The sequence below is a fragment of the Micromonospora sp. S4605 genome (genome assembly GCF_003176715.1).
In the GTDB taxonomy this organism is placed as follows: domain Bacteria; phylum Actinomycetota; class Actinomycetes; order Mycobacteriales; family Micromonosporaceae; genus Micromonospora; species Micromonospora echinaurantiaca.
In genome coordinates this window covers 1-7,051 of record NZ_QGSW01000403.1, presented here as the reverse complement: position 1 = coordinate 7,051, position 7,051 = coordinate 1, and the positions used below count along the sequence as shown (strand labels likewise).

General features: G+C 76.8%; 8 protein-coding genes. 6 read left to right on the top strand and 2 right to left on the bottom strand.

Annotated elements, in window-relative coordinates:
* The coding region (locus DLJ47_RS32180; protein ID WP_146228247.1) for an NAD-dependent epimerase/dehydratase family protein at positions 1 to 653 on the top strand (653 nt) is incomplete at its 5' end.
* A 27-nt stretch (positions 654 to 680) separates the two neighbouring features.
* On the opposite strand, the gene DLJ47_RS32175 is transcribed toward DLJ47_RS32180, so the two are convergent.
* On the bottom strand, positions 681 to 2,069 hold the full coding sequence (locus DLJ47_RS32175) for a hypothetical protein (protein WP_109905711.1): 1,389 nt from the start codon (positions 2,067 to 2,069) through the stop codon (positions 681 to 683).
* Between the two features lie 146 nt (positions 2,070 to 2,215).
* On the opposite strand from DLJ47_RS32175, the gene DLJ47_RS32170 reads away from it, so the two are divergent.
* Genes DLJ47_RS32170 through DLJ47_RS32160 form a run of 3 tightly spaced genes read left to right on the top strand, consistent with a single transcriptional unit; the run spans position 2,216 to position 4,301 of the window.
* Positions 2,216 to 2,890, top strand: a complete 675-nt coding sequence (locus DLJ47_RS32170; RefSeq protein ID WP_088993517.1) for a glycosyltransferase family 2 protein — start codon at positions 2,216 to 2,218, stop codon at positions 2,888 to 2,890.
* Positions 2,887 to 3,564: a TIGR04282 family arsenosugar biosynthesis glycosyltransferase gene (locus DLJ47_RS32165; protein WP_109905709.1), complete on the top strand. Its 678-nt coding sequence runs from the start codon at positions 2,887 to 2,889 to the stop codon at positions 3,562 to 3,564. Before DLJ47_RS32170 ends, DLJ47_RS32165 begins: the two co-directional genes overlap by 4 nt.
* The gene (locus DLJ47_RS32160; protein ID WP_446723633.1) at positions 3,561 to 4,301 is read left to right on the top strand and encodes a class I SAM-dependent methyltransferase; all 741 of its coding nucleotides are present in this window, start codon (positions 3,561 to 3,563) and stop codon (positions 4,299 to 4,301) included. The genes DLJ47_RS32165 and DLJ47_RS32160 overlap by 4 nt, the downstream gene beginning before the upstream one ends.
* Here DLJ47_RS32160 and DLJ47_RS32155 read toward each other — a convergent pair.
* Positions 4,294 to 5,166, bottom strand: coding sequence for an alpha/beta fold hydrolase (locus DLJ47_RS32155; RefSeq protein WP_199236087.1), 873 nt, complete (start codon positions 5,164 to 5,166; stop codon positions 4,294 to 4,296). The genes DLJ47_RS32160 and DLJ47_RS32155 overlap by 8 nt on opposite strands.
* A 179-nt stretch (positions 5,167 to 5,345) precedes the next feature.
* Here DLJ47_RS32155 and DLJ47_RS32150 point away from each other — a divergent pair, with 179 nt between their 5' ends.
* The gene (locus DLJ47_RS32150) at positions 5,346 to 6,107 is read left to right on the top strand and encodes a DeoR/GlpR family DNA-binding transcription regulator (protein WP_109905707.1); all 762 of its coding nucleotides are present in this window, start codon (positions 5,346 to 5,348) and stop codon (positions 6,105 to 6,107) included.
* On the top strand, positions 6,104 to 7,051 hold a 948-nt coding region (locus DLJ47_RS32145), incomplete at its 3' end, for a 1-phosphofructokinase family hexose kinase (protein ID WP_109905713.1). The genes DLJ47_RS32150 and DLJ47_RS32145, both read left to right, overlap by 4 nt.

Below are 7,051 nucleotides of genomic sequence, written 5' to 3'. Positions count from 1 at the left end.
GTCGAGCCCCGCGCCGCCCCGCCGACCTGGCCGCCGGCCGCTACGACCCGACGTGCCCGCGCTGCGCCGGCACGCTGACCCCGCTGCTGGTGCCCGAGGACGCGCCGCTGGAGCCGCGCAGCACGTACGCGGCCAGCAAGCTCGCCCAGGAGCACCTGGCCGGCGCCTGGGCGCGGCAGACCGGCGGGCAGGTGTGGGCGCTGCGGTACCACAACGTCTACGGCCCCCGCATGCCGCGCGATACCCCGTACGCCGGGGTGGCCTCGATCTTCCGGTCCGCGCTGGCCGACGGCCGGCCCCCCACCGTGTTGGAGGACGGCCGGCAGCGGCGGGACTTCGTGCACGTCACCGACGTGGCGCGGGCCAACCTGCTCGCGCTGGCCACGGCGCCGCCGGAGTCCCTCGCGGCGGTCAACGTCTGTTCCGGGGAGCCGCGCAGCGTCGGCGAGCTGGCCGCCACCCTCGCCGCCGCGATGGGCGGACCGGCCCCGACGGTGGTCGGTGGCGCCCGCCCGGCCGACGTCCGGCACGTGGTCGCCGACCCGACCCGCGCGGCCGACCTGCTCGGCTTCACCGCCCAGGTCCGGTTCGCCGACGGGGTGGCGGCCTTCGCCACCGATCCGCTGCGCGAGCCGGCGGCGCTGCCCGCATGAGGCGGCCACCGCGCTGCCGCGACGTGCTCAGGAGACCGTCCAGAGCAGGTGGTTGACCGCGAGCGCGGTCACCGCCTGACCGGCCAGCCACCAGCGGCGGGTCGCCGCCGGCAGGTGTGCGGCGGCGACCAGCAGCCAGACCGCGAAGGGCAGCCAGATCCGCTCCACCTCGGCCTTGCTCAGCCCGGACAGGTCCGCGGCGAGCACCGCTACCGCTGCGGCCACCGGCAGCACCACTGTCGGCCCGGCGGCCCGCGCGGCGAGCCGGAGGGCGGCGCCGCGCCACGCGGACCGCACCGCCACCACGCCGGCCGCCACCGCCCGGCGCAGCGCCGGCCCGACCGCGGGGCCGGCGCAGAGCAGCAGCGCCGCCAGGTTGGCCCACACCCAGTAGCCGTACGGCCGGTCGGCCGCCCACCCCTGGTAGTACCGCTGCACCACCAGCCGGTAGCCGTCCCACCACCAGAAGCCGGCCGCGGTGAACGCGACCACCACCGCGGCCACCCCGGCGGACCCGGCGGCCAGCGCGGCGACCCGACCCGCCGGCCGCAGCGCCAGCACCGCCACCGCCAGCAGGCCGACCAGCACGAAGCCGTACGACAGGTGCAGCGCGACGCCGAGCAGCAGTCCGCCGGCGGCGGGCGCCAGCCGGCCGCGTACCGCCAGCAGGGCCAGCCCGGCGGCGACCACGCCGGTGAAGACGCCGTCGGCCGAGGCGCCCACCCACACCGCGCCCGGCAGCAGCACCAGGAAGGGCAGTACCGCGCGGGCGGCCGGCTCGGCGCCGAGCGCCCGCAACGCGACCGGCACCGACACGGTGACGCTGGTGCCCAGCAGCACGCACGCCAGCGCGGCGGCGGTGCCCCCGCCGAGCCCCACCCGGTCCAGCCCGACGAAGAACAGCAGCGCGCCCGGTGGATGCCCGGCGGTGTGGGTGGACCACGAGTCCGGCTGGAAATCCAGGATCCGTCCGGTGAACCCGGCCAGCATGGCGGGGACGTCCGTGACCCCGGGGACCTCGTGCAGGTACTCGGCCTGCGGGGTGAGCCGCTCGGTGAGCCCGGCCGACCAGCCGTCCACCAGCGCCAGGGACAGCGTCCACGCCGCTGACGTCAGCCAGGCCGTGCCGAGCAGCGGGCCCCAGCGGGCGGTCGACGCCCACCGCACCCCGGCCCCGACCGTCACGACCGCCACCAGCACCGCCGCCGGGGTGCCCCAACCGAGGTGCGGCCGCCAGGTCGCGTAGAGCGGGGCGGCGTCCGCGTGCAGGCCGGCGTCGCGGGCGTTGAGCACCGCGCCGGCCGCCACGGCGAGGGCCAGCAGCGCCGCCTCGACCCCGAGCACGGTCAGGTCGGCCCGCCGCCGGCGGGTCGGTGCCCGCCAGGGCGCGTCGGGTGGCTTCGTGGTCGTCCTCATGCCGACCGGACGGTACGTCCTCCACCCCGTCCACGACAGGCGAACGGCCGGACTGTCACCGTCCGGTAAGAACCGATCCGTCGGTAACAGATCCGTAAGGCCCGATCTGCCCTCCGGCGCCCGGCTGGCGTCCTAGCGTCGGCGGTATGCCGACCCAGATCGACGTGGTGCTGCCCTGCCTGGACGAGGCGGCCGCCCTGCCCGGCCTGCTCACCGCGCTGCCGCCCGGTTACCGGGCCATCGTGGTGGACAACGGATCCCGGGACGGGTCGCCGCAGGTGGCCGCCCGGCACGGCGCCCGGGTGGTGCACGAACCGCGCCGCGGGTACGGCGCCGCCGTGCACGCCGGGCTGGAGGCGGCCGAGGCGGAACTGGTCTGCGTGCTCGACGCGGACGGCTCCTTCGACCCCGGAGAGCTGCCCGCCCTGGTCGCGCCGGTGGCCGACGGGGCCGCCGACCTCAGCGTGGGACGGCGCCGGCCGGTCTCGGCCGGGGCGTGGCCGTGGCACGCCCGCGCCGGAACCGCGCTGATCGCGGCGCTGCTGCGGCAACGGGGCGTACCGCTGCGCGACCTCAGCCCGATCCGCGCCGCCCGCCGCGACGCGCTGCTCGCCCTCGGTGTCGCCGACCGGGCCTTCGGCTACCCGCTGGAACTGCTGATCCGCGCCGCCGCCGCCGGCTGGCGCATCCACGAGCTGGACGTCAGCTACGCCCCGCGCGCCGCCGGCACCCGGTCCAAGGTCTCCGGCTCGGTACGCGGCACCCTGCGCGCCACCCGCGACTTCGCCGGCGTGCTGCGCACCGTCGGCCGGCCGCGATGAGCGTGCTGCTGGTGCTGGCCAAGGCGCCGGTGCCGGGCCTGGTGAAGACCCGGCTGGCCCCGCCGGCGACCCCGGCCCAGGCGGCCCGGATCGCCGCGGCCGCCCTGCTGGACACCCTGGACGCGGTCCGCGCCGTGCCCGGTGCGGTGCCGGTGCTGGCGCTGTCCGGCCGGCTGGACGACGCCGAGCGCGGCGCCGAGCTGGCAGCGGCGCTCGCCGGCTGGACCGTGTTCGCCCAGCGCGGCGCGGGACTCGGTGAGCGGCTGGTCAACGCGCACGCGGACGTCGCGGCCGCCTTCCCGGGACACGCCGTGGTGCAGATCGGCATGGACACCCCGCAGCTGACCCCCGCCCGGTTGGGCGCCGCGATCCGCCGGCTCGCCTCGGCCGACGCGGCGCTCGGCCGGGCCGTCGACGGCGGCTGGTGGGCGCTCGGGCTGCGCGACCCGCGGCACGCCGCCGCCCTGCGTACCGTGCCGATGTCCACCGCGCGGACCGCGTGGCACACCCGGGCGGCGCTCGGCGCGCGGGGGCTGCGGCCTGCGGCGCTGCCCGTGCTGCGCGACGTGGACGAGTGGCCGGACGCGCTCGTGGTGGCCGCCGAGGCCACCGGAAGCCGGTTCGCCCGTCAGGTGGCGGCGGTGCGGACGCTGCCCGCCGGTGGTCGCCGGTGACGGTGCACGCCGTCGGGCCGGCCAACCGCGACCTGGATCCCGGTAGCGTCCCGGACGCCCCTGAGGTCGCCGCCTTCGCCGCGGCCCTGCGCCCCCACCCCGGCACCCACTGGCTGGAGCAGAGCGACGGCCACCGCGCCCCGCTGCCGGTACGCCGGTGGCACGGCCCGCCCGAGCCGGCGACGGCGGCGGTGGTGGTCCGGTGCGCCGGTCCGACGCTGGACGTCGGGTGCGGGCCGGGCCGGTTCACCCTCGCACTGACCCGGGCCGGACGCACCGCGCTCGGTGTGGACGTCTCCGCGCACGCGGTACGGCTCACCCGGATGCGCGGTGCGGTCGCCATCCGACGGGACGTCTTCACCGCCCTCCCCGCCGAGGGCCGCTGGCGGCACGTGCTGCTGATGGACGGCAACATCGGCATCGGGGGCGACCCGGTCGCGCTGCTGCGGCGGTGCCGGCGCCTGCTCCATCCGACCGGGACGATCGTCGTCGAGCTGGAGCCGCCCGGGCCGGGCCTGTGGCGCGGGCACGCCCGGCTGGCGTCCCGGTCGACCGACGGCGTGCTCCGTCGCGGCGGGACGTTCCGGTGGGCCCGACTGGACACGGCAGCGGTGCGCGGCGTGGCGGAGACGTCCGGCCTCGCGGTGCGGGACATGTTCGCAGCGGGCCCGCGTCGGTTCGCCGAACTCGCCGGGCCGTTCGCCGAACCGGCCGGGCCGGCGGCGGCGCCTAGCTGAGGAACGCCAGCAGCTGCCGGGTCGTCTCGTCGGGCGCCTCCTCGGGCAGGAAGTGGCCGGCTGCCACCGGCCCGCCGGTCACGTCGTCGGCCCACGCCCGCCACACCTCCAGCGGCCGGTACCAGCTCGCCACGGGGCCTGCGTGGCTCCACAGCACCAGCACCGGGCAGGTGATCCGGCGGCTGCCCCGGTCGGCCTCGTCCTGCCGGTAGTCCAGCGTGGCGGCGGCGCGATACTGCTCGCAGACGGCGTGCACCCGGTCCGGGTCGCGCAGTGTCCGGACGTAGGCGGCCCGGACGTTGGCCGGAAACGCGTCGGGCACCTCGGCGAGGTCGTCGAGCATGTGGTCGACGATCACCTCCGGCGCCCCGGCGATGAGCCGTTCGGGCACCGGCTCCGGCGCCGCGAGGAACGACCAGAGCCAGAACCCGAGGCTGAAGTCCATGTCGGCGCGGCCGAACGCGTCGCCGGTGGGCACGATGTCGAGCACCGCGAGCCGGGTGACGACGTCCGGATGGTCCAGTGCCATCCGGTAGCCGCAGCGGCCGCCGCGGTCGTGCCCGACGACGGCGAACGTGTCGTGCCCGAGCGACCGCATCACCGCCACCTGCTCCCGGGCGACCTCGCGCATGCCGTACGGGGCGTGCTCCGCGTCGCTGGGCGGGGTGCCGCTGTCGCCGAACCCGCGCAGGTCGGTGGCGACGACGGTGAACCGCTCGGCCAGCCGCGGTGCGACCCGGTGCCACATCAGGTGGGTCTCCGGCATGCCGTGCAGCAGCAGGACCGGCGGGCCACCACCACCCCGGCGGAGGTGGACGACGCCCTCCGCGGTGCCGACGTCCAGCTCCTCGAAACCGTCGAACACCAGCTTCCCTCCCACCCGTGGGATGTCGGGCGCCGCTCGGCGGCGCGCGGCAGGGGCGAACCCGTCTGCTCAACGAGGAGGCCGACCCCGACGGCGTGCGGGGGACGAGGCAACCCTTGACACCCCACATGAACGGGCGTAAACAAAAAGGCACCAACTCGAAACGGCGGTGAAACCACATGTACGCCGAGGAGCGACAGCAGGAGATCGTCCGGTTGGCACGGTCCAACGGACGCGTCGACGTGGCGACGCTCGCCGACACCCTCCAGGTCACGGCCGAGACCATCCGGCGCGACCTGACCACGCTGGAGCGGGCCGGCGTCCTGCGCCGGGTGCACGGCGGGGCCATCCCGATGGAACGGATCGGGTTCGAGCCGGCGCTGGCCGCCCGGGACTCGGTCCTGATCGAGGAGAAGGAACGCATCGCGAAGCTCGCCCTGGCCGAGGTGCCGCAGGAGGGCGCCATCATCCTGGACGCGGGCACCACCACGGCCCGCCTCGCCGAGGCGCTGCCGACCGACCGGGAGCTGACCGTCGTCGTCAACTCGCCGGTTCTCGCCACCGTCCTCGGCACCCGGCCGAACCTCAACGTCCTGCTGCTCGGCGGGCGGCTGCGCGGCCGCACCCTGGCGACCGTGGACGACTGGGCGCTACGCCCCCTCGCCGACCTCTACGTCGACGTCGCGTTCCTCGGCACCAACGGCTGCTCCGTCGAGCGCGGCCTCACCACGCCCGACCCGGCCGAGGCGGCGGTGAAGCGAGCCATGATCAGCGCAGCCCGCCGGGTGGTGCTGCTCGCCGACCACACGAAGATCGGTAACGACTACTTCGCCCGGTTCGGCTCCCTGTCCGACCTCGACCTGCTCATCACCGACCTCGGCGTCGACGCGGAGTTGGCGTCCGAGGTGGAGGCCGCCGGGGTACGGGTGGTGCGGGCATGATCGTGACGCTCACCCTCAACCCGAGTCTCGACCGCACCATCGAGATCGGCGAACTCGTCCGCGGTGACGTCATCCGCGCGACCGCCGCGCATCTCGAACCGGGTGGCAAGGGCGTGAACGTGTCCCGGGCGCTGCTGGCGAACGGGGTGCCGTCGCGGGCGCTGGTGCCGTGCGGCGGTGACGAGGGTGGGCAGCTCATCCGCCTGCTCCGCGCCGAGGGGGTCGACGTGCGGGCGCTACCGATCTCCGGCCGTACCCGGTCGAACATCACCCTCGCCGAACCGGACAGCACCGTCACGAAGATAAACGAGCCGGGCCCGGAGCTGAGCGCCGGCGAGTTCACCGCGGTCACCGACCAGGTGCTCGCCGAAGCCGGAGCGGGCGGCTGCGTGGTCGCCTGCGGCAGCGCGCCACCCGGCCTGCCGACCGAGGCGTTCCGCGAACTCTGCACGCGGGTCGTGGCCGCGGGGGACACGCTGGTCGTGGACACCAGCGGGCCAGCCCTGCGGGCGGCCGCGACGGCCGGCGCGGCCCTGCTGAAACCCAACCGGGACGAACTCGCCGAGGTGGTCGGGCGCCCGCTGACCTGCTTCGACGACGTCGTCGACGCCGCGCAGGAACTGCGCTCGTGGGGGGCCGGCGCCGTCCTCGCCAGCCTGGGGGCGGACGGCGCCGTCCTGGTCGACGCCGGCGGCGTGCTCGCCGGCGCGGCGCCGGTGCCCCGGCCCCGCAGTTCTGTCGGTGCCGGCGACGCCCTGCTCGCCGGCTTCCTCGCGGCGGGCGGTGTCGCCGCCGCAGGCGAGGGCGACCCGGAGCGGGCCGCGGTGGCGCTGACCGAAGCGCTGGCCTGGGGCGCCGCCGCCGTGAGCCTGCCCGGCAGCCGGATGCCCCGTCCCGCCGACATCCGCCGGGAGACCGTCCGCCTGCACCCCCGGCCAGACCGG

Bases quoted from the DNA above. Each gene is read 5' to 3' on its own strand.
- DLJ47_RS32175 (WP_109905711.1), bottom strand. From the start codon at position 2,069: ATGAGGACGACCACGAAGCCACCCGACGCGCCCTGGCGGGCACCGACC.
- DLJ47_RS32165 (WP_109905709.1), top strand. From the start codon at position 2,887: ATGAGCGTGCTGCTGGTGCTGGCCAAGGCGCCGGTGCCGGGCCTGGTG.
- DLJ47_RS32150 (WP_109905707.1), top strand. From the start codon at position 5,346: ATGTACGCCGAGGAGCGACAGCAGGAGATCGTCCGGTTGGCACGGTCC.
- DLJ47_RS32170 (WP_088993517.1), top strand. From the start codon at position 2,216: ATGCCGACCCAGATCGACGTGGTGCTGCCCTGCCTGGACGAGGCGGCC.